This window comes from Nocardia sp. NPDC023733, from assembly GCF_040639775.1.
GTDB lineage: Bacteria > Actinomycetota > Actinomycetes > Mycobacteriales > Mycobacteriaceae > Nocardia > Nocardia rosealba.
Genome location: NZ_JBFAAN010000004.1, coordinates 1 through 26,995 on the forward strand (window position 1 = coordinate 1; position 26,995 = coordinate 26,995).

Annotated in this window: 26 protein-coding genes; 5 read left to right on the plus strand and 21 right to left on the minus strand. The window is 67.3% G+C overall.

Annotated features, from left to right (window positions below; genetic code table 11):
- Positions 1-156: 156 nt before the first annotated feature.
- Positions 157-1,353 carry an FAD-dependent oxidoreductase gene (locus AB0F86_RS18305; RefSeq protein ID WP_356985216.1) on the minus strand — a complete coding sequence of 399 codons (1,197 nt, stop codon included), beginning with the start codon at positions 1,351-1,353 and terminating at the stop codon, positions 157-159.
- 119 nt (positions 1,354-1,472) lie between these two features.
- The gene (locus AB0F86_RS18310) at positions 1,473-2,954 is read right to left on the minus strand and encodes an MFS transporter (RefSeq protein ID WP_356985217.1); all 1,482 of its coding nucleotides are present in this window, start codon (positions 2,952-2,954) and stop codon (positions 1,473-1,475) included.
- A 102-nt stretch (positions 2,955-3,056) separates the two neighbouring features.
- On the opposite strand from AB0F86_RS18310, the gene AB0F86_RS18315 reads away from it, so the two are divergent.
- Positions 3,057-3,953, plus strand: a complete 897-nt coding sequence (locus AB0F86_RS18315; protein WP_356985218.1) for a helix-turn-helix transcriptional regulator — start codon at positions 3,057-3,059, stop codon at positions 3,951-3,953.
- Between the two features lie 20 nt (positions 3,954-3,973).
- Here the strand turns inward: AB0F86_RS18315 and AB0F86_RS18320 are convergent, their stop codons facing one another.
- Positions 3,974-4,426: a MarR family transcriptional regulator gene (locus AB0F86_RS18320; protein ID WP_356985219.1), complete on the minus strand. Its 453-nt coding sequence runs from the start codon at positions 4,424-4,426 to the stop codon at positions 3,974-3,976.
- 99 nt (positions 4,427-4,525) lie between these two features.
- Between AB0F86_RS18320 and AB0F86_RS18325 the strand changes: the two genes are divergently transcribed.
- On the plus strand, positions 4,526-5,044 hold the full coding sequence (locus AB0F86_RS18325; protein ID WP_356985220.1) for a nuclear transport factor 2 family protein: 519 nt from the start codon (positions 4,526-4,528) through the stop codon (positions 5,042-5,044).
- Between the two features lie 37 nt (positions 5,045-5,081).
- Here the strand turns inward: AB0F86_RS18325 and fusA (AB0F86_RS18330) are convergent, their stop codons facing one another.
- Entirely contained in the window at positions 5,082-7,160 is a 2,079-nt protein-coding gene (gene fusA / locus AB0F86_RS18330; RefSeq protein ID WP_356985221.1) for an elongation factor G, read from the minus strand.
- Positions 7,161-7,420: 260 nt separating this feature from the next.
- Between fusA (AB0F86_RS18330) and AB0F86_RS18335 the strand changes: the two genes are divergently transcribed.
- Positions 7,421-7,849, plus strand: coding sequence for a PPOX class F420-dependent oxidoreductase (locus AB0F86_RS18335; RefSeq protein WP_356985222.1), 429 nt, complete (start codon positions 7,421-7,423; stop codon positions 7,847-7,849).
- Positions 7,850-7,931: 82 nt separating this feature from the next.
- Entirely contained in the window at positions 7,932-8,282 is a 351-nt protein-coding gene (locus AB0F86_RS18340) for a nitroreductase/quinone reductase family protein (protein WP_356985223.1), read from the plus strand.
- Between the two features lie 3 nt (positions 8,283-8,285).
- Here the strand turns inward: AB0F86_RS18340 and AB0F86_RS18345 are convergent, their stop codons facing one another.
- The 8 genes from AB0F86_RS18345 to hppD all read right to left on the minus strand — a co-directional run bounded on the left by AB0F86_RS18345 (position 8,286) and on the right by hppD (position 16,057).
- Entirely contained in the window at positions 8,286-9,095 is an 810-nt protein-coding gene (locus tag AB0F86_RS18345) for an alpha/beta hydrolase (protein ID WP_356985224.1), read from the minus strand.
- A 149-nt stretch (positions 9,096-9,244) separates the two neighbouring features.
- The gene (tuf, locus tag AB0F86_RS18350; protein ID WP_225278579.1) at positions 9,245-10,435 is read right to left on the minus strand and encodes an elongation factor Tu; all 1,191 of its coding nucleotides are present in this window, start codon (positions 10,433-10,435) and stop codon (positions 9,245-9,247) included.
- Positions 10,436-10,549: 114 nt separating this feature from the next.
- Entirely contained in the window at positions 10,550-12,652 is a 2,103-nt protein-coding gene (gene fusA / locus AB0F86_RS18355; protein WP_225278578.1) for an elongation factor G, read from the minus strand.
- 33 nt (positions 12,653-12,685) lie between these two features.
- Positions 12,686-13,156, minus strand: coding sequence for a 30S ribosomal protein S7 (gene rpsG / locus AB0F86_RS18360; RefSeq protein WP_067485171.1), 471 nt, complete (start codon positions 13,154-13,156; stop codon positions 12,686-12,688).
- A gap of 1 nt (position 13,157) precedes the next feature.
- Positions 13,158-13,532, minus strand: a complete 375-nt coding sequence (gene rpsL, locus AB0F86_RS18365) for a 30S ribosomal protein S12 (protein ID WP_056814220.1) — start codon at positions 13,530-13,532, stop codon at positions 13,158-13,160.
- 272 nt (positions 13,533-13,804) lie between these two features.
- Complete coding sequence (locus tag AB0F86_RS18370; protein WP_356985225.1) at positions 13,805-14,362, minus strand: DUF3558 domain-containing protein; 558 nt, start codon at positions 14,360-14,362, stop codon at positions 13,805-13,807.
- Positions 14,359-14,883: a DUF3558 domain-containing protein gene (locus AB0F86_RS18375; RefSeq protein ID WP_225278576.1), complete on the minus strand. Its 525-nt coding sequence runs from the start codon at positions 14,881-14,883 to the stop codon at positions 14,359-14,361. The genes AB0F86_RS18370 and AB0F86_RS18375 overlap by 4 nt, the downstream gene beginning before the upstream one ends.
- A gap of 31 nt (positions 14,884-14,914) precedes the next feature.
- Positions 14,915-16,057, minus strand: a complete 1,143-nt coding sequence (gene hppD / locus AB0F86_RS18380) for a 4-hydroxyphenylpyruvate dioxygenase (RefSeq protein WP_356985226.1) — start codon at positions 16,055-16,057, stop codon at positions 14,915-14,917.
- Positions 16,058-16,188: 131 nt separating this feature from the next.
- On the opposite strand from hppD, the gene AB0F86_RS18385 reads away from it, so the two are divergent.
- Positions 16,189-16,737: an Lrp/AsnC ligand binding domain-containing protein gene (locus tag AB0F86_RS18385; RefSeq protein ID WP_067641846.1), complete on the plus strand. Its 549-nt coding sequence runs from the start codon at positions 16,189-16,191 to the stop codon at positions 16,735-16,737.
- 191 nt (positions 16,738-16,928) lie between these two features.
- Here AB0F86_RS18385 and AB0F86_RS18390 read toward each other — a convergent pair whose 3' ends face one another.
- The 9 genes from AB0F86_RS18390 to AB0F86_RS18430 all read right to left on the minus strand — a co-directional run bounded on the left by AB0F86_RS18390 (position 16,929) and on the right by AB0F86_RS18430 (position 26,931).
- On the minus strand, positions 16,929-17,600 hold the full coding sequence (locus AB0F86_RS18390) for a GntR family transcriptional regulator (RefSeq protein WP_356985227.1): 672 nt from the start codon (positions 17,598-17,600) through the stop codon (positions 16,929-16,931).
- An 85-nt stretch (positions 17,601-17,685) separates the two neighbouring features.
- Positions 17,686-18,675: a 2-oxoglutarate and iron-dependent oxygenase domain-containing protein gene (locus AB0F86_RS18395; RefSeq protein WP_356985228.1), complete on the minus strand. Its 990-nt coding sequence runs from the start codon at positions 18,673-18,675 to the stop codon at positions 17,686-17,688.
- A gap of 11 nt (positions 18,676-18,686) precedes the next feature.
- On the minus strand, positions 18,687-19,847 hold the full coding sequence (locus AB0F86_RS18400; RefSeq protein WP_356985229.1) for a nitrate ABC transporter substrate-binding protein: 1,161 nt from the start codon (positions 19,845-19,847) through the stop codon (positions 18,687-18,689).
- A gap of 11 nt (positions 19,848-19,858) precedes the next feature.
- Positions 19,859-20,707: an ABC transporter permease subunit gene (locus AB0F86_RS18405; protein WP_356985230.1), complete on the minus strand. Its 849-nt coding sequence runs from the start codon at positions 20,705-20,707 to the stop codon at positions 19,859-19,861.
- Complete coding sequence (locus tag AB0F86_RS18410; RefSeq protein ID WP_356985231.1) at positions 20,707-21,492, minus strand: ABC transporter ATP-binding protein; 786 nt, start codon at positions 21,490-21,492, stop codon at positions 20,707-20,709. The genes AB0F86_RS18405 and AB0F86_RS18410 overlap by 1 nt, the downstream gene beginning before the upstream one ends.
- A gap of 106 nt (positions 21,493-21,598) precedes the next feature.
- Positions 21,599-22,906: an amidohydrolase family protein gene (locus AB0F86_RS18415; protein WP_356985232.1), complete on the minus strand. Its 1,308-nt coding sequence runs from the start codon at positions 22,904-22,906 to the stop codon at positions 21,599-21,601.
- Positions 22,907-23,031: 125 nt separating this feature from the next.
- On the minus strand, positions 23,032-24,138 hold the full coding sequence (locus AB0F86_RS18420) for a winged helix DNA-binding domain-containing protein (protein ID WP_356985233.1): 1,107 nt from the start codon (positions 24,136-24,138) through the stop codon (positions 23,032-23,034).
- 67 nt (positions 24,139-24,205) lie between these two features.
- Positions 24,206-25,180 carry an NADPH:quinone oxidoreductase family protein gene (locus AB0F86_RS18425; RefSeq protein WP_356985234.1) on the minus strand — a complete coding sequence of 325 codons (975 nt, stop codon included), beginning with the start codon at positions 25,178-25,180 and terminating at the stop codon, positions 24,206-24,208.
- A 53-nt stretch (positions 25,181-25,233) separates the two neighbouring features.
- Positions 25,234-26,931, minus strand: a complete 1,698-nt coding sequence (locus tag AB0F86_RS18430) for a serine/threonine-protein kinase (RefSeq protein WP_356985235.1) — start codon at positions 26,929-26,931, stop codon at positions 25,234-25,236.
- Positions 26,932-26,995 lie beyond the last annotated feature (64 nt).

Genomic DNA, 26,995 nt, shown 5'->3' on the forward strand with positions numbered 1-26,995 from the left:
GCATGCGCGAAGCGCGAGTCTCGAGCGCTGTTCGCGCGGCCCCTCAGGGGCCGCGCTCGAGCGCGCCAGCGCTCCAAAAACACAGCCCAATACCTTTGTGGTGCACAAAACACCGCAGTGCTTCCATCCCGCCGGCAGTACGGCAGTTACCCCAAGTCAGGACGTAGCAGCCAGCAGATCAGCCACCGGCGTAGGCGCAGCCAACTTCGCACGCAACTTCATCACCTGAGCAGTCATCCCCGCCCCGAGAACAGCGGTGAGAATCCCGTCCCTGGAGTAATAGGCGAGAAACTTGTGCCCGTCCTCGGACACGACAGTGACCTCGTCAGCAGGATCAGGCGTACCGAGAGCCTGGATCTTCACGTCGTACTGATCACTCCAGAAGTACGGCACCCGCGCAGCGGTAGGCGCCGCACCCCCGAGCAGCGCGGTAACCACCAGCTTCGCCTGCTCACCAGCACTGGTCCAATGCTCGACCCGCTTGCGAATGTCACCGTAACGCCAAGCAGCCACATCACCGACCGCCCAGACACCCTCAGCGGACGAACGCCCCAACTCGTCGGCAAGCACACCCCCGCCGGCAGCCGGCTCGGCCAGTTCGATACCGGAACCGGCCAGCCAGTCGGTGGCGGGCACCGACCCGATACCGATCACCACCAGGTCGGCATCGATATCGGAACCGTCGCTGAGCAGCGCGCCGCGCACGTGCCCGTCGACGTCCACCCGAAGCGTGTCCACACCGACGCCACAGTGCAGGTCCACGCCGTGGTCGCGGTGCATACGACCCACGTATCCGCCGATCTGCTCGCCGAGTACCGAAGCGAGCGGGGCCGGCTGCGGCTCGACGAGGGTCACGTCCTTGCCCGCGGCGCGGAAGCTCGCGGCCAGTTCGCAGCCGATGAAGCCGGCGCCGACGATGAGGGCGCGCTGGGCGGCGGCCAGGTCGGCGCGCAGGGATTCTGCGTCGTCGTGGGCGCGCAGTACGTGTACGCCCGTCACCTCCTCCACACCGGGCAGGCGGCGGGGGCGCAGGCCTGTGGCGATGACGAGCTGGTGGTAGGCGATGGTGTCACCGTCGGCGAGGGTGAGGGTGCGCGCGGCGGTGTCGACTCGGGCGACAGCGGTGCCGAGGCGCAGCTCGATGTTCTTCTCGGCGAAGAATTCCGGCGGGCGCAGGGTGGTGTCGTCGGTCTCGCCCCGCACGAACTGCTTGGACAGTGGCGGGCGATCGTACGGTGGCCGCGCCTCGTCCCCGACGAGCAGCACACCCCCCTCGTACCCGGCTCGGCGTAATTCCTCGGCGGTACGCAGGCCTGCCAGGCCCGCTCCGACGATGACGATCGGCGCGCTCATATATTTCGTCCTTCCCTCTCGCTTGTTTGTACCAGTGCGCCGGTCGTGAGTGTGGTTCACGTCGCATTCGGGCAGCGATGTGATGCCGCCCGACGATCGGAGCGTCGCCGATGGTCTCGTCAGAGACCCGCCGGAGCGGGTTGCGCGACCTCCACATCCACTGGACGCGAGCGCAGAACGCGCAGCGCGACCAGACCGAGGAGCGCGTGCAGCACGGCGGCGGCCGCGGCGACGACGTGCAGGCCGTCGACGAACGCCGATCGCGCGTTGGCGGCGGCAGCTGGAAGCAGGTCGGGTAGGTCGAGGGTTGCGCCGAGGGTGGGTGCCAAGTCCGGCCCACCGATGCGGAAGATGAGCGCGGCCAGCGAACCGAACAGGGCGATGCCGAGAGCATTCCCCAGCTCGTTGCCGGTTTCGGCGAGCGCGGCGGCCGACCCCGCGCGCTCGGGCGGGACCGCCGCGACCGCGATATCGGCGACCACGCTGAAGGAGATGCCGTAGCCGATGCCCGCCACGGCCGTCGCCGCGATGTACCAGCCTGCACCGGCGGTCGTACCGGTCGGCAGCAACAGCAGCAAGCCCGCGACGATGGTGAAATGCGCCGTGACGAGCGCGGCCGAACGACCGATCCGGGCGGCGATCGCCGGCGTGACGACGGCGGTGACGGTGAGGACCACGGCCCCGGGCACCGCGAGCAGCGCGGCATCGGTGACGGTGCGGTCGAGTACGGACTGCAGATAGATGCCGCCGAGGTAGGCGGTGGCCGACCACGCCGCCAGCGGGAGGAAGCCGGTGACGATCGCGACCGTGAACACGCGGTTGCGGAACAACGCGAAGTCGATCAGCGGGTTCGTGATCCGCCCCTGCCTACGCCCGAACCAGCCGAGCAGCACCGCACCCACCAAGCCCGCGCCCGTAGCCGACGGCGAAACACCCTCCGCGGCTGTGTGTTTCACCGCGTACATGGCGAGCAGCAGACCCGCCGCCGAGCTAGCCACGCTCGCCACGTCGATCCGGCCGGACACCGTGGCCCGCACCTCCCCGAGCAGGATCGGCGCGAACATCAGGAACAACAGCACCACTGGCACATTGATCAGCAGGACCGACCCCCACCAGAACCGGCTCAGCAGCTGACCCGCGACGATCGGTCCGATCGCGAATCCGGCGGCGAACGTGGCCGCGAAAATACCGATGGCCTGAGCTCGGCGCCTCGGATCGGTGAACAGGGTGCCGAGCACGGCCAGCGCCGACGGCAACAGCGTCGCCCCGGCCACGCCCATCAGCACGCGGAACGCGATCAGCGATTCTGGGCTGGTGGCGAAAGCCGCGCCCACCGAGCCGAGACCGAACATCGCGGCGCCGATCAGCAGGAGCCGTTTGCGCCCGTAGCGGTCGCCGATGGTGCCGAAGGCGATGAGCAGGGAACCGACGGCGAAGCCGTAACTGTCCAGGATCCACAGGGTCTGATCGGCGGACGGGGACAGCGCGCCGGTGATCGCGGGCATCGCCAGAAACAGTACCGAACCGTCCATCGCGACGAGCAGAACCGGACCGAGGACCACCAGCAGGCCCAACCAGGCCCGCACCGGAGAAGCATTCATGTCACCGAATCTGAGCCTTGGCGTGCGCGGCAACCAGACCCGGCGATGGGTACATCCGGCAGGGATACCCACGCGCGCGCGGGGCTCCCTACGATCGGGACCATGGAGCTGGAAAGCCTCGGCGTCTTCCTCAAAAAACGCCGCGACCGCATCACCCCAGCCGACCTCGAGCTGCGCACCTACGGCGCCACCCGCCGGGTACCCGGGCTGCGCCGCGAAGAACTCGCCCAGCTGGCGGGAGTGAGCGCCGGCTACTACACCCGGCTCGAACAAGATCAGGCGGGCACGGCGTCGCCGCAGGTCATCGATGCCCTCGCGCGGGTACTGCGCCTCGATGCCGCCGAGACCGCACACCTGCACAACCTGGCCGGACGACCGACCACCCCACGACTCACCCGCGACGAACCCGAACGCGCCCACCCCCGCGTCCTCGCCCTGCTCGACGCGCTCGGCGACACCATGCCCGCCCTCGTCCTCGGCAGGCGCGGCGACGTGCTCGCCTGGAACCACAGCGGACACGCACTCTTCGCCGAACACCTCGACTTCGCCGCCCCCGCCGACCCGGTCGAGCGCCCCTCGATCCCGCGCCAATTCTTCCTCGATCCGCTCACCAGGGACCTGCATCGCAACTGGGACGAACTCGCCCGCATTCACGTCGGTTACCTGCGGCTCACGGCGGGCCGCTACCCCACCGACGCACGCCTGGCCGAACTGATCGGCGAATTGACCATGCGCAGTACGGAATTCGCGACTCTGTGGGCCGAGGGGGAAGTCGCCGACTGCACCGTCGGCACGATGCGACTACAGCATCCGACGGTCGGCAGCGTGGATGTGGACTATCAGGTGTGGTTGCAGCCCGACAGCCCCGACCACCGGCTCGAGGTCTACACCGCCCGCAACGAGGCCTCCGCCGACGCCTTGCAGCTGCTGCGCGGGGCACCGGCTGCGCGTCGGCCCACGACACCGGAAGACCAGGCCTTCACGGGCGAGTACCGCTGATCGAATAGCACGGGTGAGCTTCACCGCCCCGCGTGGTCGTCCAGCACGCGGCTGAGCAGACCGACGAGCTGGTCGCGTTCGCCCTCGGACAGCGCACCGAGTAGTTCCTGCTGGGCGGCGCGCAGCTTGCCGTCGAGGTCGGCGAGGTGGGTGGCGCCCGACTCGGTGATCGTGACGATATTGCGGCGCCGGTCCTCGGGGTCGGGGCTGCGGTCGACGAAGCCGCGCCCGGCAAGGTCGTTGAGCGCACCGACGATATCGCTGCGGTCGATGCCGGTGCGTCTGCCCAGTTCGGCCTGACTGGCGGGACCGAACTCGGCCAGGGTGGCCAGCAGCGCGAAGTGATGCCTGCGTGAACCGGTGCCGTCGAGGGCGCGTTCGGCGGCCCGGTCGGCCAGCACCGCGACCTGGGTGAGCAGTCGCGTCGGCATCCCTCGCAGCCTGGCCGCCGCCTGCACTCCCGTGAGTTCCATGGCCCCATCGTATCAAGCATTTGTTGGTCACACCCACGAATGATATCGTTGGTCGCACCTACATTGGTGATACCAACAATCAAGCCGAAGGCTGAGATCATGACCGAAATCCGTTACCTCCTGCCCGTCCTCGCGCTGCCGACCGCGCTGCTCGCCACCGCCTGCACCGACTCCACCGAGCAACGACTGCGTGAGCTGGAAGACCGCAACGAGATCCACACCCTTATCGACAATCTCGCCGCAGCACTGGAAGAAGGACGATTCGACGCCTTCGCCACCATCTACACCCCCGATGTGACCGCCAAATCGCCCGGCGGGGAGGCCACTGGGCTCGACAAGGTCATCGCACTCGCCGGCCGCAACCACTCCGACCAGCAGCGCTCTCCGCACTACATCAGCAATGTGCGCATCGAACTCGCGGGCGATCGGGCGCAGGTCCGGGCGAACTCGCTGTTCGCGTTCGTTTCCAGCGCACCGACCCCCGGCCGGGTGGCCCCCGAACCGTTCTACGCCGGTGGTGGCAGCTACCGATTCGATGCCGTGCGCACGCCCGACGGATGGCGCTTCGCCCGCGTGGAAACCGCGCCCCTGTGGACGGTCGGCACCCTGGCGTCCTGAGTCGGTGGCGCCTGAGGAGACGCCACCGACATCCTGGTCAGCTGCCCGCGATGATCGACTTCGCGAGCTCCGGTGGGACCGGGGCGTAGGAGTCGAACGTCATCGAGAAGTTCGCTCGGCCACGGGTTTTCGAGCGAAGATCACCGATGTAGCCAAACATCTCCGACAGCGGGGTCAGCGCGCGGACGACGTGGGCGCCGCCGCGCTCGGCCAGCTCGGTGATCCGGCCACGCCGGGTGTTCAGATCACCGATCACCTCGCCGACGTACTGCTCGGGCGTGACGACCTCCACGGCCATCATGGGTTCGAGCAGCACCGGCTTCGCGCGCGCCACCGCCGCGCGCACCGCTGCCGCACCGGCCAGCCGGAACGCCAGATCCGAGGAATCCTGCACGTGGGCGGCGCCGTCGAGCAGCGTCACCAGCACGTTCACCAGGGGGAAGCCGGCGAGCGGGCCCACCGCGAGCGCGTCTTGCGCGCCCGCGTCGACCGCGGGGATGTACTCCTTCGGCACCCGCCCACCGGTGACCTGGTTGCGGAATTCGTAGACGGCGCCGTCGTCGGCCACGTGCGGGGCCAGCGCGATCGCCACCTTCGCGTACTGCCCGCGTCCACCCACCTGTTTGCGGTGGGTGTGCTCGAGCAGATCGACGGGAGCGGTGACGGTCTCGCGGTAGGCCACACGTGGTTCGCCGATGGTCGCGTCCACCCGGAACTGTCGTTTCAGCCGGTCGACCAGGATTTCCAGATGCAGCTCGCCCATGCCGCCGATCACCGTCTGTCCGGTTTCGGCGTCGACGTGCACGGTGAACGTCGGGTCCTCGTCGGCCAGGCGGGCCAGGGCGGTGCCGAGCTTGTCCTGGTCGGCGCGAGTCCTCGGTTCGATCGAGACCGAAAGGACCGGGTCGGGGAAGGTCATCGACTCCAGCACGATCGGGTCGTGCCGATCGCACAGGGTGTCGCCGGTGCCGGTGGCTTTGAGGCCGATGACGGCACAGATCTGCCCCGCCCGCACCCGATCGATCGCGATCTCGATGCTCGCGTGCATCTGGAACAGTTTGCCCAGGCGCTCCTTTCGTCCGTTCGTCGAATTCAGCACGGTGGCACCGGGTTCGGCGGTGCCGGAGTACACGCGCAGATACACCAGCGTCCCGAAGAACGGATGCGCCGCGACCTTGAACGCCAGGGCCGCGAACGGCTCGGCGATATCGGGCGCGCGATGCACATGTGCCCCTTCTGTCGAGAAGCCGTGCACAGCAACGACATCTACCGGCGACGGCAGGTAGTCGACGATGGCGTCCAGCAGCGGTTGTACGCCGATATTGGCCAGCGCCGAACCGCACAGCACCGGATAGGCCGTGGCGTCGAGTGTTATCCGCCGGATCGCGGCTTTGAGGACATCGACGGCGATCGGCTTGCCGGACAGGTAGCTTTCCAGCACCTCGTCGTCGGCTTCGGCGACCGTCGCCAGCAGCGCCTCTCGATGCTGAATCGCCTTGGCCCGCAGCTCCTCCGGTATCTCGACGGTCTCGTAGCGCGCACCGTTTCCGGTGTCGCCACGCCAGCGCTTCGCGGTCATATCGACCAGGTCGATCACGCCCTCGAAGTCACGTTCGGCACCGATCGGTAGCTGGATCACCAACGGGCGCACACCGAGTCTTTCCGCGATGGTCCGCACGGTGAAGGCGAAATCGGCGCCGAGCTTGTCCATCTTGTTCACGAAACAGATCCGCGGCACACCGTAGGTGTCGGCTTGGCGCCACACCTGCTCCGACTGCGCCTCCACACCCTCCTTGGCGTCGAACACCGCGACCGCGCCGTCGAGCACCCGCAGCGTGCGTTCCACCTCGGCGGTGAAGTCGACATGGCCAGGGGTGTCGATGACGGTGATCTGGTGCTCGGCCCATTCGCAGGTGGTCGCCGCCGAGGTGATGGTGATGCCGTGCTCACGCTCCTGCACCATGTGATCCATCACGGCGGTACCGTCGTGCACCTCACCGAGGGTGCGAATCACGCCGGTGTAGAACAGGATTCGTTCGGTGATCGTGGTCTTGCCGGCGTCGATGTGGGCGGCGATGCCGATATTGCGGAGGCGGGCGAGGTCGGTTCTGGTCATGGGATGCTCCCGGCCGAGTCGGTTTCGGAAAATCGACGCTCGCCGGTGAGGCGCTCCGGGGACGGCACGGGCGTCGGGTCACGCGGCGCCGCCTCGGCGCCACACGGACCCGATGCGAACTAGAACCGCGACTGCGGACGTACCGTGAACATGGACTCTTTGTACGCGGCCCGATCCGGGATTGTCGACAGGTTTTCCGCGCGGGCATAAACACAGGTGCACAACGGTTCGTCAGAACACACCGACAACAGGAGTGGCCCATGTCCGAACAGTTCGATCCGCACGCCCTGCTCGCCGAGGCGAAGATCGGTGTCCTCGCCACGATCAAAGCCGATGGCAGACCCCAGCTTTCACCGGTCACCCCCTACTACGACCGCGAGGCGGGCGTCATCTACGTCTCGATGACCGAGGGCCGCGCCAAAACCGCGAACCTGCGCCGCGACCCGCGCGCCGCCCTCGAAGTGGGCAGCGCCGACGGCTGGTCCTGGGCAACCGCCGAAGGCACCGCCCAGCTCACCGGCCCCGGCGCCGACCCGAACGGCCCCGAGGTGGAAGCCCTCGTCGCCTACTACCGCGCCGCCGCGGGCGAGCACCCGGACTGGGACGAATACCGCGAGGTGATGGTCTCCGACCGCCGCGTCCTGATGACGATGACCGTCGAACACGTCTACGGAGCCAAGGTCCGCTGATCCGTCGGCTCTCAGTGTTCTGCCATAGTCGACCGGTACCGTCGAAACCCGCACACTCTCGTGAAAGATCAGGGGCGGGTATATGTTTCAGAATCCGATGTTCCGGCGCGGCATGCGCGTGTTCAATGCGGTGGTCGTCTTCTTCACCAAGGCGCCGGTCCTGCGCAGGTACCTCGGCAAATCCTTCGCCGAGATCAGCTACGTCGGGCGGCGCTCGGGGCGGACGTTCAGCACTCCGGTGAACTACCGGCGCTCCGGCGACGAGTACGTCATCGGTGCCGTCATGCCGGATCAGAAGACCTGGTGGCGCAACTTCCTCGGTGCGGGCAGTCCCCTCACCCTGCGCATCGACGGTGTGGACCACCACGGACATGCGATCGCGCACCGGGACACGCGAGGGCGGGTCACGGTGCGGGTGCGCCCCGACGCCTGATCCTTATGTGGCCGAAAGGAATTCGGTGACCTCTGGGGCGAAGCGTTTGTGCTTGATCGCGCCCATGTGGGTGGTGTCCGGGTAGAGGGCGAGACGGGCGTTCGGAATGCCGTCGGCGGTCTGGTGGAAGATCGACTGGGGGTAGAACTCGTCGCGTTCGCCGCCGATCACCAGGGTGGGGGCGGTGATGTCGGTGAGGCGGTCGGTGACGTCGAAGGCGTCTTCGGCGCGGACGAACGCCAGGGTGTCGGCGGGGTTCTTCGGGCGCATCAGCGGGTCGGCGAGCCAGGCCACCGCACCGACCAGCCGGGCCTTCATCGGCGACTCGATACCGACGGTCGCCATGTGCTGGAGTGCGCGTTTGCCTTCGGCGGCGGCCGTCGCGTACTTCAGCTGTGCGGCGCGAGCCGGCTCGGGCAGCCGGCACCCCGACGACGCGATCACCAGCCTGCGCACCACCGACGGATGATCGGCGGCCAATTGCAACGCCACCGACCCACCCGAGGAAATCCCCAGCACATCCACGGGCTCGCCGAATTCGGCCCGCAAAGCCTCCGCGTGGTCGCGCGCGATATCGGCCATCGACGTCCCCTGCGCCATCCCCGGAGCCCGATTCACCGCGTACACCCGGAAGTTCCCGGCCAGCGGCGCCAACGTTTTCACCTCGCTGGCCCGCATCCACCCGCTCGGGTTCGTGTGATCCGGCGTGAACCACCGCAGGAACACCAACGGCCGCCCTTCCCCGAACGCGAAGTACGGCAACCCGTGCCCGAGCTCCCCCTCGACAACCTCGAACCCCTTCACCACAACCACGCCGCCTCCATTCACCGGAACACCTGAACCAGGAACGCTACCCACCACCACCCCGCCGAGCGATGACCCCAAAGGTGGTGCCCCCGGAAACGCCGAACGGCGCCGCTCCCGAAGGAGCGACGCCGTTGCGGTGTCAGCGAGTCAGAGACTCACTTGACGATCTTCGTGACGCGACCGGCGCCGACGGTGCGGCCACCCTCGCGGATCGCGAAGCGCAGGCCCTCGTCCATGGCGACCGGCTGGATCAGCTTGACGGACATCTCGGTGTTGTCACCGGGCATGACCATCTCGGTGCCCTCGGGGAGGGTCACAACGCCCGTCACGTCCGTGGTACGGAAGTAGAACTGCGGGCGGTAGTTGTTGAAGAACGGGGTGTGGCGACCGCCCTCGTCCTTCGACAGGATGTACGCCTGGCCCTCGAACTCCGTGTGGGGAGTGGTGGTGCCCGGCTTCACGACGACCTGGCCACGCTCGACATCTTCGCGCTTGATGCCACGAACCAGCAGACCGACGTTGTCGCCGGCCTGGCCCTGGTCGAGCAGCTTGCGGAACATCTCGATACCGGTGACGGTGGTCTTGGTGCTCTTCTCGCGGATGCCGACGATCTCGACTTCCTCGTTCACGTTGATGATGCCGCGCTCGACACGACCGGTGACGACGGTGCCACGACCGGTGATGGTGAACACGTCCTCGACCGGCATCAGGAACGGGAGCTCGGTCTCACGGACCGGGTCCGGGATCGAGTCGTCGACGGCCTTCATCAGCTCGACGATCGACTCGGCCCACTTCTCGTCACCCTCGAGGGCCTTGAGGCCGGAGACGCGAACGACGGGGGCATCCTCGTCGAACTCCTGCGACGCCAGCAGCTCGCGGACCTCCATCTCGACGAGCTCGAGGATTTCCTCGTCGTCGACCATGTCCGACTTGTTCAGCGCGACCAGGATGTAGGGCACGCCGACCTGACGGGCGAGCAGCACGTGCTCGCGGGTCTGCGGCATCGGGCCATCGGTGGCGGCGACCACGAGGATGGCACCGTCCATCTGGGCCGCACCGGTGATCATGTTCTTGATGTAGTCGGCGTGACCCGGGGCGTCGACGTGCGCGTAGTGGCGCTTTTCGGTCTGGTACTCGACGTGGGAGATGTTGATCGTGATACCACGAGCCTTCTCCTCCGGCGCCTTGTCGATCTGGTCGAAAGCGAAGCTCTCGTTCAGGTCCGGGTACTTGTCGGCGAGCACCTTGGTGATGGCCGCAGTCAGCGTGGTCTTGCCATGGTCGACGTGACCGATGGTGCCGATGTTGACGTGGGGCTTCGTCCGCTCGAACTTCGCCTTCGCCACTGTTGTCCTCCTGGACTAGTTAGTGCGTGCTTTTTTGCAGCAGTGCGGTTAATAAGGGGGGTCGTGCTGACGCCCGGTTGCCGCGGCCAAGCGTACAAGGCCGCGGCAAGCGAATTACTCGCCGGTCGCCTTGGCGATGATCTCCTTGGACACGTTGGCCGGAACCTCCGCGTACTGGGCGAACACCATGGAGTAGTTCGCGCGACCCTGGGTCTTCGACCGCAGGTCACCGATGTAGCCGAACATCTCCGAGAGCGGAACCAGCGCCTTGACGACACGGGCACCACTGCGTTCCTCCATGGCCTGGATCTGGCCACGGCGGGAGTTGAGGTCGCCGATCACTTCACCCATGTAATCCTCGGGTGTGATGACCTCCACCGCCATGAGCGGCTCGAGGATCACCGGACCGGCCTTACGGGCCGCTTCCTTCAGGGCCTGCGAACCCGCGATCTTGAACGCCATCTCCGAGGAGTCGACGTCGTGGTACGCGCCGTCGAGCAGGGTGACCTTCAGGTTCACCAGCGGGTAGCCGGCGAGCACGCCGTACTGCATGGCGTCCTGGGCACCCGCGTCGACCGACGGGATGTACTCACGGGGCACGCGACCGCCGGAGACCTTGTTCTCGAACTCGTAGTGCGCACCGTCTTCGCCGACGAAAGGCTCGACCGCGATGATGACCTTCGCGAACTGGCCGGAGCCACCCGTCTGCTTCTTGTGCGTGAACTCGAGCTTCTCGACCGGCTTGGTGATCGTCTCACGGTAGGCCACCTGCGGCTTACCGACGTTCGCCTCGACCTTGAACTCGCGCTTCATGCGGTCGACGAGGATGTCGAGGTGGAGCTCACCCATACCGCCGATGACGGTCTGGCCGGTCTCCTGGTCGAGCTTCACCGAGAACGTCGGATCCTCGCGCGCCAGCTTCTGGATCGCGGTGCCGAGCTTCTCCTGGTCGGACTTGGTCTTGGGCTCGATGGAGACCTCGATGACCGGGTCCGGGAACGTCATCGACTCGAGGACGACCTGGTTCTGCGGATCCGAGAGGGTGTCACCGGTGGTGGTGTCCTTCAGACCGATCACGGCGTAGATGTGACCCGCCGAAGCGGTGGTCACCGGGTTCTCCTTGTTGGAGTGCATCTGGAACAGCTTGCCCAGACGCTCCTTCTTGCCCTTGGTCGAGTTCACGACCTGCGAGCCGGAGTCCACCTTGCCCGAGTACACGCGGATGTAGGTGAGCTCACCGAAGAACGGGTGCACCGCGATCTTGAACGCCAGGGCCGAGAACGGCTCGTCGACGTTCGGCTTGCGGGTCAGGATCTCGTCTTCCTTGCCGGGCACGTGGCCGGTGGTGGCCTCGACGTCCAGCGGGGAAGGCAGGTAATCGATGACCGCGTCGAGCATGGGCTGCACGCCCTTGTTCTTGAACGCGGAACCGCACAGCACCGGGTACAGCTCGGAGTTGACGGTCATCTTGCGGATGGCGCCCTTGATCTCCTCGACGGAGAGTTCCTCGCCACCGAAGAACTTCTCGAGCAGCGACTCGTCGGACTCGGCGACAGTCTCGAGCAGCTCCTGGCGGTACTGCTCGGCCTTGTCCTTGAGGTCGGCCGGGATCTCGACGACTTCGTACTCTTCGCCGAGCTTGGTCTCGCCCTTCCAGACCTTGGCGTTGTTCTCGACCAGGTCGACGATGCCCTCGAAATCGTTCTCGGCGCCGATCGGCAGCTGGATGACCAGCGGCTTGGCACCGAGACGATCCTTGATGGTCTGCACGGTGAAGTAGAAATCAGCGCCGAGCTTGTCCATCTTGTTCACGAAGCAGATACGCGGCACGTCGTACTTGTCGGCCTGACGCCACACCTGCTCGGACTGGGGCTCGACACCCTCTTTGCCGTCGAACACCGCGACCGCACCATCGAGCACGCGCAGCGAACGCTCCACCTCGACGGTGAAGTCGACGTGCCCGGGGGTGTCGATGATGTTGATCTGGTTGTCTTTCCAGAAGCAGGTGGTAGCGGCGGAGGTGATGGTGATACCACGCTCCTGCTCCTGCTCCATCCAGTCCATCGTGGCCGCGCCGTCGTGAACTTCACCGATCTTGTACGTGATGCCGGTGTAGAACAGGATGCGTTCGGTCGTGGTGGTCTTGCCCGCATCGATGTGGGCCATGATGCCGATGTTGCGGACCTTGTTCAGGTCGGTGAGCACGTCCTGTGCCACGAAATTCTCCCTTTTAAGTGACGGGCCGGACTATCACCAGCGGTAGTGCGCGAAGGCCCGGTTCGACTCGGCCATCTTGTGGGTGTCCTCGCGACGCTTCACCGCGGCACCGAGGCCGTTGCTCGCGTCGAGGAGCTCGTGGGCGAGACGCTCGATCATCGTCTTCTCACGACGGGCGCGGGAGTAGCTGACCAGCCAGCGCAGCGCCAGGGTGTTGGCGCGGCCCGGACGGACCTCGACCGGCACCTGGTAGGTGGCGCCACCGACGCGGCGGGGCTTCACCTCGAGGGCGGGCTTGACGTTGTCGAGCGCGCGCTTGAGGGTGACGACCGGATCGGTGCCGGTCTTCTCGCGCGCCTGCTCGAGGGCACCGTAGACGATGCGCTCGGCGGTCGACTTCTTGCCGTCCAGCAGAATCTTGTTGACCAGCTGAGTGACCAGCGGGGACCCGTAGACCGGGTCGTTGATCAGCGGACGCTTGGGTGCGGGGCCCTTGCGTGGCATATCAGCTCTTCTCCTTCTTGGCGCCGTAGCGGCTGCGGGCCTGCTTGCGGTTCTTCACACCCTGGGTGTCGAGCGAGCCACGGATGATCTTGTAGCGGACACCCGGGAGGTCCTTCACACGACCGCCGCGGACGAGCACCATGGAGTGCTCCTGCAGGTTGTGGCCTTCACCGGGGATGTACGCCGTGACCTCGATCGCGCTGGTCAGGCGAACGCGCGCGACCTTACGCAGCGCGGAGTTCGGCTTCTTGGGGGTGGTGGTGTACACGCGAGTGCACACGCCACGACGCTGCGGGCTCCCCTTCAGGGCCGCAGTCTTGGTCTTGGTGACCTTGTCGCGGCGACCCTTGCGGACCAGCTGGTTGATGGTTGGCATAGACCGGCTTTCCTTATTGGTGATTGCGGTAGCGGAACACGTGTCTTCAGTTCATCGAGCTTTCACTCGCACGTCCGACCGTGTTTCCGTTTACCCGCGGTCGGGCGTGTCGCGCGCAGCTCAGGGCCCTTTTTCTGGGCACGCTGGAACGTATCAGCCGCTCTCGCTGGCCTACGTTCACGCACGAACTTGCCCGTAGCAATCCGGGCACAGCGATCCACGATACGCGCCTGCCCGAACCGGGGTCAAAGCGGGGTCCTACGTCAAGGCTTCTACCTGGCCAGATCCAAGGTCAGTTCGACCAGCTTCTGCGCTCCCGCACACGGATCCGGGTGGGCCGAGCCCGGCCGGTAGTTGATCCACCAGCCGATGACCCCGACATCAGCGGCCGGCGCGGTGACTCCGCAGGAGTCGTTGTCGCCCGGCCTGCGCACCTGCAGGGCCCTGCGACCCTGCACCGTGATGTCACCGGTGAGGTACCCCAACTTCTCGTTGGTGGTCTTCTCGTTGTTCAGCGTACCCATCTCGTACCAGTTGAGGGTGGCCATGGCCGAGCCGCCCGGTGCGTCGTCGATGTCCCACATGCACACCGCACCGCTGAACGAGGTCTCCACCATCTGGGCGTTGCCGACGATCTCCCCGATCTTGGCGATATCGACGACCTCGCATTCGCGCAGCAGGTTGTCGAAATTGGTGTTCACCTTTTCGCCGCCACCCCGCTCGTCCTCCGGGGCCGGGCGGGCATTGCCATCGATCGTCCCGCCGCAGCCCGCCAAGGTGGCGGTGAGCAGCAGCGCCGCCGCGGCGGTCGCGATCCTGGTGGCGCTCATCGCAACCGTCCAAGAGTGAGCTCGGCCAGTTTGCGCGCGCGATCGCACGGGTTGCCCGCGGAGGCGAAAGCGCCGTCGGAGATGGACCATTCGAAGAAATCGTCGTCGAGCTGCACCGCGAAATCGCAGATGCCCCCCGGGTCGAGGGCCTGGAAGCCCGGGCGCCCGTTCACATCGACGCGTTCCGGTTCGCGGCCGACGCTGGACACCCAGGCCCGCTCACGGTCGATCGGGCTGCCGCGATACGACGCGAATGTCACACTCGGCGCGTACAACCCGGCCGACTGCCAGTTGCATCCGGTCGAGTTCTTGTACACCCGCGTGATCTGGGACAGCCCGGCCAGTTGGCGCACCTCGTCGTCGGTGACGTGCCCGCACTCGCCGACGAAGGGCCCGAGCGAGGCCACCTTCGGTGGTGGCCGTTTCGGGCCGGTCGGCGAATCGGAGTCGCCCCCCGATCCGCACGACGACAGCACGACAGCCAGGGCCATGCCGGTGATGATCGCCGAGGGGATCCGCATGCCTTGAACTGTAGTGCGTGCGCGGACCCGCTCACAGGTTCCCGCGGGCCGCCTGTTCCCGTTCGATTGCCTGGAAAAGGGCTTTGAAATTGCCTTTTCCGAAGCCGAGTGAGCCGTGTCGCTCGATGAGTTCGAAGAACACGGTCGGGCGATCGGTGACGGGACGGGTGAAGATCTGCAGCAGGTACCCGTCTTCGTCCCGGTCGACGAGGATGCCGCGCTGTTGCAGTTCCTCGACCGGGACGCGGACGTGGCCGATGCGGGCACGCAGTTCGGGGTCCTCGTAATAGGTGTCTGGAGTGGGCAGGAATTCGACGCCCTCGGCGCGCAGCGCGTCGACGGTGGCGAGGATGTCACCGGTGGCCAGGGCGATGTGCTGCACGCCCGGACCGCGATAGAACTCGAGGTACTCATCGATCTGGGACCGTTTGCGGCCCACCGCCGGTTCGTTGAGCGGGAACTTCACCCGGTGGTTGCCGTTGGCGACGACCTTGCTCATCAGCGCCGAGTACTCGGTGGCGATGTCGTCGCCGACGAATTCGGCCATATTGGTGAAACCCATGACGCGGCGGTAGAAGTCGACCCAGCGGTCCATCTGGCCCATCTCCACATTGCCGACCACGTGGTCGATGGCCTGGAAGATCCGTGGGCCCGCGCGGTGGGTCGAGGTGCGCGCGATATAGCCGGGCAGATACGGGCCCGCGTAACCGGAGCGGTCGATCAGGGTGTGCCTGGTCTCGCCGTAGGTGGCCAGGGCCGCGGTGCGCACCGTGCCGAATTCGTCGCTCTCGTCGTGTGGTTCGACCAGGATGGTTGCGCCGTGCTCGCGTGCCCAGGTGACGCACCGGTCCACGTCGGGGACCTCGAGGGCGATGTCGACCACGCCGTCGCCGTGCCGGTCGTGATGGGCCACCAGCGGACTGTCCGGATCGACCGCGCCCTTCACCACGAACCGCGCTCCCCCGCTGCGCAGCACGTAGGCCTTGTGGTCGCGGTTGCCGGTCTCGGGGCCGGCGTAGGCCTCGAGCCGCATCCCGAAGGCCGATTGCAGGAAGTGCGCGCACTGGGTGGCGTTGCCGACAACCCACACCAGCGCGTCCCAGCCGGTGACAGGGAACGGATCGACACTGTCGTCGTGCTCGATCAGCCCGACGAGCTGCTGCTCAATGGTCATGACCTAGGAAAACGCGCCACTCGTGACCTAGGCAACAACCCGGCTCGCGCCTGGTCATGCTGACCAAAGTTGATACCTCAGGCACCCGGATGGTGGACAATTTGAATAGCACCCGAGGACGGAGGTCTGGCATGCGCACACCCGCGAAACTGGACGAACTCGACCTGGCGATCCTGTCGGCCATGCACGAGTTCCAGAAGGCCGGAATCCTGGAACTCTCGCGGCGCACGAAGGTGGCCCGCGCGACGGTGCAGGCCAGGATCAACCGGATGGAGGAGGCCGGGGTGATCGCCTCCTACGATCCCCAGATCGATGTCACCGCAGCGGGTTTCGATGTGCAGGCGTTCGTCACCCTGGAGATCGCCCAGGGCGCGCTCGACACCCTCACCGCCGAACTCGACGCGATACCCGGCGTGCTCGAGGCCTATGCCACCACGGGTTCCGGTGACGTGCTCTGCCGGATCGGTGCCGATTCGCACGCCGGTCTGCAGGCCGTGCTGCTCAGCATCGACCGGACCAGCGCGGTGGTGCGGTCGCACAGCGTGATCGTGCTGTCGACGGTGATCGAACGGCGCACACTCCCCCTGCTGCGCACGCTGACACCCGCCGGCACCGCGAAGGCGCCCGCCTATCGGGATCGGCGTGTCAGCCCGCCGGGTACCCGCGCCACGGACCGGTAGGACGTACGCGAAAACCTCTGGCGCCGTGACCGACTAGGGCCATCGAGCGTGACACCCGCCTCGGCACCGGCTCAGACAAGCCGGTGCCGGGCAAGGCCGTCGAGGCACGGCGCAGCGCCGGGCGGGGTCGTTGAAGCGCGGCACGTCAAAGCTTGGCCACGGGGCGAGGCGCGTCAGTGCCGGGAGGCGCGTCAGTGCCGGGTGAGGCGCGTCATCAGGCCGTGGACGTGTGCCTCCGCGGCAATGCGGGCCGATTCGGGGTGGCCTGATTCCAGGGCTTCGAGGATGCGGCGGTGTTCGCGCAGGGCCACGCGACGGTTGCGCGCCGAGCACCACAGATCGCCGCGGTAGAGGTGTGCCTGGGCTTCCAGGCGCGCCGATTCGTCGGCGAGGCAGCTGTTTCCGGACGCATCCCGGATGAAGCTGTGGAATTCCAGGTCGAGCTGGGCGTCGCGGGCCGCGTCGGTGGTGTCGTCCAGGTTGGTCTCCTGGGCGGCGATGATGGCCGCGAGCTTGTCGAGGTCGGCATCGGTGAGGCGGGTGGCGGCCGTGGCGGCGGCCAGGCCGTCGAGGACGGCGCGGACCGCGAGTACCTCGCGGATGCGCTCGTCGTCGACGGCGGCCACCTTCGCGCCGGCGTGCGGCGTGCTCACCGCGAGGCCCTCGTAGATGAGCTGCTGCACGGCCTCGCGTACCGGGCTGCGGCTCACCCCGAGCCGAGTCGCCAGCGCGGGCACGCTGAGTGGGCTGCCCGGGGCGAGTTCGCCGGAAAGGACCAGCTGCCTGATCCGGCGATGCACCGACGGGCCGAGCAGTGAGGTGCCGTCGTCACCCTGACCGCTCATGCCCTGCACATCCGGCATGCCCGGGCGCCCTCCGTGGCCACGCTCCGCTTCCGCCTCCGGGCGCTGACCGCTCATGCCGTGTCCCTTCCGTTGTCTGCGCCGATTATCCCTGCGGCCGGTAGTTGGCTTGCACACGCTGGGAGAGGAAATCGGCCGCGGTGACCGGTGGGTACTTGCCGCCGGGCCCCTGGATGATCGCGTCGCGGTCGGCCTGAGCGAAGTAGGCGATGCTGTAGCGCTCGCCCTGGTACTCGCCGTCGCCGGGGCTGCGGACCCGGTGGAAGTTCGACGGCAGCAGGTCGTCGCTCCAGCGGGTGAGCATGTCACCGATATTGCAGGTGATCAGGCTAGAGGAGGGGGTGATGGAGGTCCATTCCTGTTCGGCCATCTCCTTGCCGGGACATACTTGCAGCCCGCCTTGGCCGTCGCGCTGGAAAAGCAGGGTGAGGCAGTCGAAGTCGGTGTGCGCGCCTGCCCGCCAGCGGCCGGGAACGCCGCGCAGTTCCGCGGGCACCGCGAAGTAGTGCAACAATCGCAGTGCGCTCTGGTGGTCCGGCGATGCGGGATCGTGTGCGGCGGTGAAGTGTTCGCGCGCCAGTCCGAGCCGGTCGGCGAAGCAGGACAGCACCCGCATCGCCACTTCCCAGGCTCGGTGCTCGAAATCCAGGACACGCGAACGGAATCCGGGCAGCTCGGTCTCGCTCGGCCAGAGCCGGTCCATGTGCGGCCGGGTGACCTGATACGACTCCTTCTGATCGGGCACGCCGATGGACGGGCGCACCTGACTCATACTCTCCCAGCCGGCGTTGTGTTCCTTCACCAGCGGATATTTGCCTTTGATCTCCTCCGGCAAGGCGAAGAACTCCGCTGTGGCGCCGAACATCTCGTCGATCAGAGTTTGCGGGATACCGTGGCCGGAGAGCTGGAAGAAGCCGATCTCGGTGGCCGCCGCCCACAGTTGGTCGGTGATCTCGGCGCGGCGATCCTCGAAATCGGTGAGGTCGACGACGCGGATCTCACGGGCGGTTTCCCTCCCGAGGCCGCCCATCCGCTTCTCGCGCGAGACCTCGGACAGGTCGTAGCTGGTGCTCATGGAATGTCTCCTTATCCGGTGACGGAGATGGACGGGTCGAGGAATTCCTTGGTGACGAGATCCGATGCGCGCAGCCCGGTCGGCACGTTCGCCCCGCCCGCGCGCAGGATGGGCGCGAATTCGTCGATGATGCGCTGCACGCGGGCCTCGTCGAAGCTGCCGAGCACACCGTCGCTGTCGTTGCCGATCAGGCCGCCGTCGATCAGCGCTTTCGAGCCGAACGCGGCGAGCTCGGCGCTGTAGGGGCTGAGCTTGGGATTCTGCTCGACCACATCGACGACCACCTCGTCGACATGCGTCGAATCGGCCCGGAATTCGGCGGTGGCCCGCTGGATCATCGGGACCAATTTCTGCAGGCAGGGCCGCAATTCGGCGAGCTTGTCGGCCCGGACGTTCACCGTGCGGGCGTATCCCTCGTAGCCCACGTCCTTGAGTAGTTGGTAGCGCACCGGCTTGTTCCAGGCGCGCACCTCGTGTTCGTAGGTGTAGGGCTCGGCGTTGACGAAACCCTGTTGCGCGAAGGACGGATCGGTGACGAACCGGGACGGCGCATTGTCGTAGGAGGCGTCGATCTGTTCGGGTTTCACCAGGCCACGCGCCACCAGCCAGTCCGGGTACAGCTGACCCTTGGACACCACGATCGGCTTGCCGGACCGGCCGATATCTGCGATTCCCTGCCAGCCGGGATTGGTCGCCGGGTCCCACATCAGCATCTGCGGGCTGTTGCGCAGCAAGGTGGTGACCGCCACGATCGGCTGCTGCCCGGCGGCGGCGATGGCGTGCTCGGAGTGGGCAAGGCCGAGGGTGATGCTCTCGTCGACATACATCTGCGACGGCACCGTCTGGAAGCCGATGGCCGGTCCGCCCGCCCGGATCTCGAGTTCCACCCCGGTGTCCTTGCCCGAGGTGACGAGCGGACCGGTGATCTTGTTGTTGTCGGCATCGACGGTATAGCCGGGGCCGAGCAGGCCGAAGATCGGGCCGGAGTCGGTTTCCGGGGCCCATTGCAGCTGCACGACGACGGTATCCGGGCAGACACCGGCCAGCCGTTGATCGGCAGGTGCGGGTTCGAGGGCGACGGCGGGGTCGTCGCCGGTTTCGCCGGAACAGGCGGCGAGGGTGAGGGCAAGGGCCGCGATACCGAGGCGGCGCAGGGGGCGTGCGTTCTTCATGGTGGTTCCTTCTAGTGGGCCGAGTCGTGCCAGCGGCCGACGCTGACCTTCTGGATCAGCGTGAAAACGGTGAACACGAGCACCCCGAACAGGGCGGCGAGCAGGAGCGCGCCGATGAGGTCCTCGGATTGCAGCCGGGCGCGGTAGGTGTCGAGCAGGGTGCCGATGCCGGGTTTGCCCTGCGCGAAGAACATGTCGCCGATGATCGCGCCGGTGACGGAAAGCCCTGCGGCCGTGCGCAAACCGGTCAGCGTGGAGGGCAGGGCGGCGGGAAGTTGCAGGGACCAGAGCCTGCGCAAGCGCCCGGCGCGGCCGAGGGTGAACAGCTCGCGCAGGTTCGCGTCGACCGATTTGATGCCGAACAACGTCATCGCGATGATCGGATGAATGGCGATGAGCACACAGACCGTGGTCCGCGCGGCGAATCCGTAACCGAGCCACAGCCCGATCAAGGGAACCACGGCGAGCACCGGAATCGCCTGCAGCACCACGGCATACGGGTAGACGACATTCTCGATCGGTTTGGCCTGACTCATCAGCACCGCGATGGCGACGCCGAGCACGGCCGAGATCAGCAGCCCGGTGAGCGCGACCCGCGCGGTGACCGCCAGCGCCTCGCCCATCACCTCGAGCTTCTTCGGATCGGCCAGCGACTCGGTGAACACCACATGCGGCGGTGGCAGCAGGAAGCGGCGGCCCTCGCTGAGCACCAGCATCGACACCGCATACCAGGCGGCGAGGGCAAGAGTGATCGAAATAGTCGGCGCGGCAAGGGTCTTGGCGATCTTGCGCACGCGTGCGGTGGACAGTTCGGTCTCCGGCTTCGCCGGTATTACGGCCCGGGCAGCGATACTCACCATCAGGCAGCCTCTTTCAACGAGTGCGACACGCGCGCGACCAGTTCGGTGAAGGCGGGATCGAAGCGCAGTTCACGGTCGCGCGGATAGGGCAGGTCGACGTCGATCACCTCGTGCACCCGCCCCGGCCGCGCCGACATCACCACCACCCGCGACGCGAGGAACACCGCCTCCGCCACCGAGTGTGTGATGAACAGGGCGGTGAAGGCGTTGTCGCGGTAGAGGCGGAGCAGTTCCTCCTGCATGGTCAGTCGCGTCATCTCGTCGAGCGCGCCGAACGGTTCGTCGAGCAGCATCAGGCGCGGCTCCAGTGCCAGCGCCCTGGCCAGCGAGACCCGCATCCGCATGCCGCCGGAGAGCTTGCGCGGCAAGGCATTCGCGAAGTCGGCCAGACCGACCGCCTCGATCGCCCGTTCAACCCGTGCCCGGCGCACAGCGCGCGGCACCCCGGCCAGCTCCGCCGAGAGTTCGACATTGCGCCGCACCTTGCGCCAGGGCAGCAGGGTGGCTTCCTGGAAGATGAAGCCGATCGAGTTCGTCCGCACCGCAACGGCTCCCGCGCTCACCCGCTCGAGGCCGGCGGCCAGGCGGAGCAGGGTGGACTTGCCGCAACCGGACGGCCCGACCACGGCGACGAACTCGCCCTCGCGGATATCCAGATCGATGCCGGTGAGGGCCAAGGTGCCGTCGTCACCGCCGAAACGTTTGCCGACGCCCGCGAAGGAGACCTCGAGTCCGGCGAGCAGCGTCCTCGCATCCGCGTCGTTCACTGTGTCGTAGAGCGTCACCGTGATCACCTTCCTACGGTGGATGTTGCGTGCAACATGTGAATGAATTCAGTGTGGCGTTGCTGGATTACATGCAATATGTGGGCTGTTTCCGCTGGATTAACATTCACCGCATGCGGGTCAGGCGGTGAGTCAGCTCGTCGGTATCGACTCTCGTGCTGTGGCCGTCGCGAATCACTGCCTCGCCGTCGACCCAGACCGTGTCGATCACGCGGGGTGAAGCGGTTGTCAGCAGGGTCGCGCCAGGGTCGAGCACAGGCAGACAAGCGAAGTCGCGATCGAAGCGGACCAGGGTGAGGTCGGCCCGGTCGCCGACGGCGATGCCGGTGTGTACCGGCCCGTCGAGCACCCGACCGGCCGCACCCGTTGCCATGTGCAGCATGCGGTCGATGCCGAAGAGGTCGGCGCGGCGGTGTGCGGCACGTTGCAGGTACGCACCCATGCGCACAGTCAGGAGCATGTCCTGGGTGTCGTTGCTGGCCGCGCCGTCGACGCCGAGGGTCACGTCGATCCCGGCGGCCAGCATGTCGCCGATCGGGGCGATGCCGCTGCCGAGGCGCATGTTCGAGATCGGGTTGTAGGAGACGGTGACGCCGCGCTCGGCGAAGACCGCGCGACCGTGCGCGTCGAGGTTCACACAGTGGACGGCGAGAGTGCGCTCCCCGAGGAAGCCGTTGGTGTCGAGGTAGTCGACGGCGCCCATACCGGCATGCAGGCGGCACATGTCGTCGTCGGTGGTGGTCTCGAGGACATGGATCGACACTGTTTTACCGGTCGACTCGGCGTAGGCGCGGGCCGCCGCCATGCCGTCGGGGGTGAGGCAGCGCGGGTTGGGCACGGCCAGCGCGGTGGTGATGCGCGAGCCCGCCAGCTGCCGGTCGAGTGCGTCGATATGGGCGAACGCCTCGTCGAGCGGTTGCATCAGGCGCGGGTCGAGGCCCCATTTGCGGGTGACGTCGGCGCGGTCGGCGATGCCGCGCCCGAGGACCACCCGGATCCCGAGCTCGTCGAGTGCGCGGATCACGGCCTGGTGGATCTGGTCGGACGGGTTCGGCCACAGGTGCTCGACCACCGTGGTCACCCCGCTGCGCAGCAGTTCCAAGCCGCCGGCCAGAGCCGAGAGGTAGGTCTGTTCGGGCGTGGCGGCGACGGTGTGCTCGCCGACGCAGCGCAACCACTCCAGCAGCGGCAGCCCTTCACCCACACCACGGAGCACTGCTTGTTGCAGGTGGGTGTGGGTGTTGACGAAACCGGGAAGCAGATAGCCGCCGCCACCGTCGAAGCGTGGGAGCACCGCGTGCTCCTGGCCTGCCCGCAATGCGACGACCCGGCCGTCGCGGACGACGACCTCGCCGGGGCACCACCCCTGCGGTGTGTAGACGGTGACATCGGTGATGACCACGGACGAACCCATGCGCGCACCCTTTCGGTTGCGGCTGGTTCGCTCGCCGGGTTCAGCCGAGCACGACACCCGTTTCAGCCATGAACGTCGTGGTACCGACCCTAGGAATCCGGTATTTCCCCGGCGTTAAACCCGTGTCACGGACGGAGGTCGGCCTCCGGGTCGAGGATCTCGACGGCCGGAGCGGATTCCGGTTCCAGGAATGCGAGCAGGGCAGCGGCCTCCGATTCGACCTCTGCCGCTTCGGCTTTCGTCCATGCGCGGGTAGGACTCACGCGGAGGCGGGCGGTTCCCGACTTCACGAAGACTTTGTAGACCCCTGCGGTGAAGCCGTCGATCAGGACCGGCGAGACATTGGCGCCGAAGGAACGCGGGGCGATGGTTTCGCCGATCACGCGGCTGCGGTCCTGGTGGGAGAGCAGGGCGTTGTCGTACCAGCCGAGCAGGCGTACCGGGGCGGGCAGGTCGGGGTCGGCGAGTTCGAGTTCGGCGGCGTCGTAGAGGGTCCGGCCGCGCTCGTCGGTGTAGATGCGGACGCGGTCGCCCAGGTCGGCGACGACCTGTTTCATGCCGGGCAGGCGCGACCAGGTCTGCATGTCCATGGTCGAGGCCGGGCCGAAGGCGCGCAGGTAGCGCAGGATCAGTTCGGCCACGGGGTAATCCGGGTCGAGCGGGGCACCGAGCCAAGGCTGCACCCGCGACCAGACCGGCCTGCTGTTGTCCCGCCAGCGGCCGCGCGGCGGGGTCTGCAGGACCGGGAGCTGGTAGAGCCAGGTCTGCGACACCGCGCCCGGATCGCGATCCGGGTAGCGGATGGCGGCTTCGGCGCGCAGGTCGGCGGCCGCCATCGGTTCGTCGCCGAGCACCGCTTCCCCGTCGGCTCGGACCTGCTCAGGGTCGAGACCGACCATCGCGCCGTAGTTGAAACCCTTACGGAAGGGCACCTTTTCGAGTTCGGGCTGAATGTGCGGGGCGATGCGAAGGGCGTCGGGCGGGGTGACGAGGTGGATGGTGCCGCGCATCAGGGTGATCCGCACCAGCGTGCGGTCGTCCAATCCGCGCGACACCGTATCGGGATCGAAATCGACTGTCCGGCTCCATAAACCGATGAATGGCGGCGGGACGTCCTGCGCCTGCAACCCGACGAGATGCTCGCACATCTGCGGTGTGCTCAGCGTGGACCGCTCGAGCAGGTGCTGCCGCGCGAGCAGCGTCCGGTTCAGTACCCGATTCGACAACTGCACGGCGCGCTCCTTCGATCCCGGCGACGAACCGGACGCTACCCCGGCGGTCCGACAACCTCACCCCGAGTCAGCGCAGTTGTACGACGACCTTGCCGGTCGCGGTCCGATTGTCCAGGGCCGCAACGGCTTCGGCCGTGCGCTCCAGGGGGTAGAGCACCGGTTCCGGGGCCGTGACGGCACCGGAGGCGAACAGCGGCGCCAGGTCGGCCCATTGTTCGGCCAGGTATCCGGGGTGGGTCATCACCCATTCACCCCAGGCCGCGCCGACGACTTCCACGTTCTTGAGCAGCAGCCGGTTCACCTTCACCGTGGGGATCTCGCCCGCGGTGAACCCGACGACGAGCAACCGGCCACCACCGGCGAGGCTGCGGATGCTGTCGGTGAAACGGTCGCCGCCCACCGGGTCGAGAACGATGTCGACGCCCCGCCCGCCGGTGAGGTCCTTGACCGCCGCCAGCCAGCCGTCGGTGAGCACCACGTCGGTGGCCCCGTTGGCCTTGGCGACCTGCGCCTTGGCCTCGGTGCTCACCACCGCGATCACCCGGCCCGCGCCGAGCGCCTTGGCCAGCCGCAGGGTCGAGGTACCGACGCCACCGGCCGCACCGTGCACGAGCACGGTCTCGCCCTCGGCCAGCCTGCCGCGCTTGGTGAGGCAGAAGTGCACGGTCAGGTCGTTGAACAGGATGCCCGCGCCCGCCTCGAGCGAGACGTTGTCCGGCAGCTTGAAGACCGCGTCCGCAGGCGCCACCGCCACCTCCGCGACGCCGTTGCCGAGCATGGTCAGTGCGGCGACCCGGTCACCGGCACGCAGTCCCGATTCGGCGGGCGCCTCGCGCACCACGCCACCGACCTCACCGCCGACGACGAACGGCAGACCCGGCTTCATCTGGTAGAGACCGCGCGTCATCAGCACATCGGGGAAGGCGATGCCGGCGGCGTGCACATCGATGAGGACACCGCCCGGGTAAGCGACCGGTTCGGGCAGGTCGACGATCTCGATCGACGACGGACCTTCCAACTTGCTCACCTGAGCTGCACGCATCTGGGAAACCTCTCTCGACGATCAAACCCCTGTCGAACATATCCCGGCCACGCTCAGCGATGGGCGAATTCCAGCATCGCCTCACTGGAGAGCACCGAACCACCCTTGATGATGGTCAGGCCCGCAGGCGTGACCTGGTACTTCGTTCCGTCGCTCGGGTTGGTCGCGGTGAAACCGCCGCCACCGGTCGGGACGGGATCGTCGAGTTCGATCGCGTTGCCGTTGCTCACCGCGACACCCTTGTAGTAGAAGCGGTCGTCCCCGGTGTGGCAGATGACCACACGTGAGGTGGTGGTGCGCGCGATCGTCATGGCGGCGTCGTTGTCGTTGCAGCGCGGGCCACCGCTGCGGAAACCCTGCCCGTCGGCGCCGGTGACGGCCGAATTCAAGGGCGGCACAGTGGTTGTGGTCGGTTTCGGCTCCGTCGGCGGTGCCTGCGGAACACCGGTGGGCACTTCCTGGCTGACCGACACCACCACCGGCGGCGGCATCTGCAGACTGGACGAGGACACCGGCTGACCTGCGCGATCGTTACCGGAATCGTTGACACTCAACATCACCCACACCGCCACACCGACAGCGGCCACGACGATCAGCGCGCCGAGCGCACCGGCGAGAATCGGCGTCGCCGAATTCCGCTGCGGCAGGGGCAGCGGTTCCGACGGATGGGCGTAGGCGCCCGAGGAGAACTGGGGGCCGGTGCTCATCCTGGTCTGCTGCCGCCCGGACTGCGCGAAACCGGCGATCGGCTGCTGCGGTGCGGACCGGTGTGCCGCAGCGGGTGGCTGAGCCGGCGAGGGAGCGGTCGGCGGCGGCGGATGCGGCCCGGTGACCCGCGTCTGCCCGGTGAACGGGCGCGGCGGCGGCTGCTTCACCAACGGCGTCACCCGTGGACCGGGAACGGTTGCGGGGGCGTCGCGATCGGCTTGCACCAGCGCGGCACGGGCGGCGCGAGCCAGGTCGCCCGGTGAGCCGTAGCGCTGCTCGGGCCGCTTGGCCATGCCACGCTCGATCACCGCGTCGAACGCCGACAGCGTCGGATCGGCCGCGCTCGGCCGGGGCGGCGGCGCCATCTGATGCGAACCGATCGCGCCCGCGAGACTGTTCACCGGGAACGGCACCCGCCCCACCAGCGACTCGTAGAGCACACAGGTGAGCGCGTAGGTGTCGACGGCAGGCGTCATCGGCACGTCCTCGAACCGTTCCGGCGCCATGTAGGCCATCGAACCGACGGCGCTGCCCGCGCTGGTGAGCTGCGGATCGGACGCACCGTGCGCGATACCGAAGTCGACCAGATAGGCGAACAGGTTGGCCGTGAGCAGGATGTTGGCCGGCTTCACGTCGCGATGCACCAGGCCGAGCTCGTGCGCGGCATCGAGCGCGGCCGCGATCTGCTCGACCACCTGCACCGCCTCGCCGGGCGTGAGCTTGCCGTGCTGCTGCAACCGCTCCTTGAGATCGGAACCGCGCACCAGGCGCATGTCGATGTAGAGCACACCGTCGACCTCGCCCCAGTCGTGCACCGGGATGACGTGCGGCTCCTGCACACTGGCCATCGCATGGGATTCGCGGCGGAAACGCTGCACATAGGTGGGGTCGGCCGCCAGCTCACGATTGAGCACCTTGAGCGCGACGACGCGATCCTTGGTGGTGTCGAAAGCCTCGTAGACCTCGCCCATACCGCCGACTCCGAGAAGACGACGCAACTCATAGCGCCCGAACATCGCGCCTGCCATCGCCCCGCCGGCCATTCCAGCAGGTTACCGGGCGCCTACAGCACTTGTCATGTACGCCGGTGGGGGCTAGTCCCGGCTC

Bases quoted from the DNA above. Each gene is read 5' to 3' on its own strand.
- AB0F86_RS18375 (WP_225278576.1), bottom strand. From the start codon at position 14,883: ATGCGGATCCCCTCGGCGATCATCACCGGCATGGCCCTGGCTGTCGTG.
- AB0F86_RS18370 (WP_356985225.1), bottom strand. From the start codon at position 14,362: ATGAGCGCCACCAGGATCGCGACCGCCGCGGCGGCGCTGCTGCTCACC.
- AB0F86_RS18395 (WP_356985228.1), bottom strand. From the start codon at position 18,675: ATGAGCACCAGCTACGACCTGTCCGAGGTCTCGCGCGAGAAGCGGATG.
- AB0F86_RS18390 (WP_356985227.1), bottom strand. From the start codon at position 17,600: ATGCCGGATGTGCAGGGCATGAGCGGTCAGGGTGACGACGGCACCTCA.
- AB0F86_RS18325 (WP_356985220.1), top strand. From the start codon at position 4,526: ATGACCGAAATCCGTTACCTCCTGCCCGTCCTCGCGCTGCCGACCGCG.
- hppD (WP_356985226.1), bottom strand. From the start codon at position 16,057: ATGACCATTGAGCAGCAGCTCGTCGGGCTGATCGAGCACGACGACAGT.
- AB0F86_RS18305 (WP_356985216.1), bottom strand. From the start codon at position 1,353: ATGAGCGCGCCGATCGTCATCGTCGGAGCGGGCCTGGCAGGCCTGCGT.
- rpsG (WP_067485171.1), bottom strand. From the start codon at position 13,156: ATGCCACGCAAGGGCCCCGCACCCAAGCGTCCGCTGATCAACGACCCG.
- AB0F86_RS18310 (WP_356985217.1), bottom strand. From the start codon at position 2,954: ATGAATGCTTCTCCGGTGCGGGCCTGGTTGGGCCTGCTGGTGGTCCTC.
- AB0F86_RS18385 (WP_067641846.1), top strand. From the start codon at position 16,189: ATGCGCACACCCGCGAAACTGGACGAACTCGACCTGGCGATCCTGTCG.
- AB0F86_RS18340 (WP_356985223.1), top strand. From the start codon at position 7,932: ATGTTTCAGAATCCGATGTTCCGGCGCGGCATGCGCGTGTTCAATGCG.
- AB0F86_RS18405 (WP_356985230.1), bottom strand. From the start codon at position 20,707: ATGGTGAGTATCGCTGCCCGGGCCGTAATACCGGCGAAGCCGGAGACC.
- AB0F86_RS18425 (WP_356985234.1), bottom strand. From the start codon at position 25,180: ATGCGTGCAGCTCAGGTGAGCAAGTTGGAAGGTCCGTCGTCGATCGAG.
- AB0F86_RS18415 (WP_356985232.1), bottom strand. From the start codon at position 22,906: ATGGGTTCGTCCGTGGTCATCACCGATGTCACCGTCTACACACCGCAG.
- fusA (WP_356985221.1), bottom strand. From the start codon at position 7,160: ATGACCAGAACCGACCTCGCCCGCCTCCGCAATATCGGCATCGCCGCC.
- AB0F86_RS18430 (WP_356985235.1), bottom strand. From the start codon at position 26,931: ATGGCCGGCGGGGCGATGGCAGGCGCGATGTTCGGGCGCTATGAGTTG.
- AB0F86_RS18320 (WP_356985219.1), bottom strand. From the start codon at position 4,426: ATGGAACTCACGGGAGTGCAGGCGGCGGCCAGGCTGCGAGGGATGCCG.
- AB0F86_RS18335 (WP_356985222.1), top strand. From the start codon at position 7,421: ATGTCCGAACAGTTCGATCCGCACGCCCTGCTCGCCGAGGCGAAGATC.
- AB0F86_RS18315 (WP_356985218.1), top strand. From the start codon at position 3,057: ATGGAGCTGGAAAGCCTCGGCGTCTTCCTCAAAAAACGCCGCGACCGC.
- AB0F86_RS18400 (WP_356985229.1), bottom strand. From the start codon at position 19,847: ATGAAGAACGCACGCCCCCTGCGCCGCCTCGGTATCGCGGCCCTTGCC.
- rpsL (WP_056814220.1), bottom strand. From the start codon at position 13,532: ATGCCAACCATCAACCAGCTGGTCCGCAAGGGTCGCCGCGACAAGGTC.